Origin of the sequence: Microcoleus sp. D3_18a_C4, from assembly GCF_036702415.1 — a bacterium.
Taxonomy (GTDB): domain Bacteria; phylum Cyanobacteriota; class Cyanobacteriia; order Cyanobacteriales; family Microcoleaceae; genus Microcoleus.
Genome location: NZ_JAUBTI010000243.1, coordinates 1 through 1075, shown reverse-complemented (window position 1 = coordinate 1075; position 1075 = coordinate 1). Strand labels below are relative to the sequence as shown.

The window sequence follows — 1075 nt, the reverse complement described above, 5'->3', positions numbered from 1 at the left end:
TTCATCTACCAATAAATTACAATATCACAATCCCGTAGGGGCGGGTTCACCGAAATATATGACACCCAACGACGGATCGTAAAAACCCGCCCCCACCCCACCCAAATATTAATAATTCATTGAATTTAACCAGATAAATTGATGTTATTTGGGGTTATTGGTTGGGTGCGGGCGGGTTTTTACAGATTATTTGTGGGTGACAAAATCCCTCGCGAACCCGCCCATACGAATTTTGGTTATTGCGATCGTAGATTCATCAACAATACATTTTTGTTATCTAATTTAATATTAATTTTATTGGAATTGTAAAATTTTTTAGATGGGTGCATTTCATCGGTTTCCCATTTATACGGATTGTTGATAATATATTCCTGAATTTTTGCAAAGGTTGTCTCATTACGAATAATATGTTCATAATAACCCCTTTGCCATACAGGGATTCCTGAAACACGACGCAGTTGATTGATCCGACTGGAAGAAAATGTTTTCAAGCCTCTCACAATTTCCGATAAGCCGTGACGTTTATCCAGATTTTTTATGAGGATGATTCCATGAATATGATTCGGCATAATCACAAAAGAATCTAATTCAATATGAGGATATACTGTCTTGAGATTAAACCAATTAAAGTCAACCACTTCAGCGTAACGGCTTAATAGCATATTCCCTTGTTCTATGTCACCTAATAAACACTGACGTTGCCAGATACAAATTGTCACAAAATATGCACCTGGTTGGCTATAATCATATCCTGGTAGACGAATAGAACGGCGATGATGGATATCGGGATTGTATTTCATATTTTTTTTGTAATCAATACAATATCGAATATTATATCACAATCCTGTAGGGGCGGGTTCACCGAAATATATGACACCCAACGACAAATCGTAAAAACCCGCCCCCACCCCACCGAAATATTAATAATTCATTGAATTCAACCCCGTGGCGGGGATGTTGTTTGGGGTAATTGGTTGGGTGGGGGCGGGTTTATAAAGATTATTTGTGGGTGACAAAATCCCTGGCGAACCCGCCCCTACGAATTTTGGTTATTGCGATCGTACATTCATCTACC

General features: G+C 38.6%; 1 protein-coding gene. It reads right to left on the bottom strand.

Annotated features, from left to right (window positions below):
* Positions 1-236: 236 nt before the first annotated feature.
* Positions 237-800 (bottom strand): REP-associated tyrosine transposase, encoded by a 564-nt coding sequence (locus tag QUB16_RS33420; RefSeq protein ID WP_333322697.1) that lies wholly within the window; start codon positions 798-800, stop codon positions 237-239.
* Positions 801-1075: the final 275 nt, after the last annotated feature.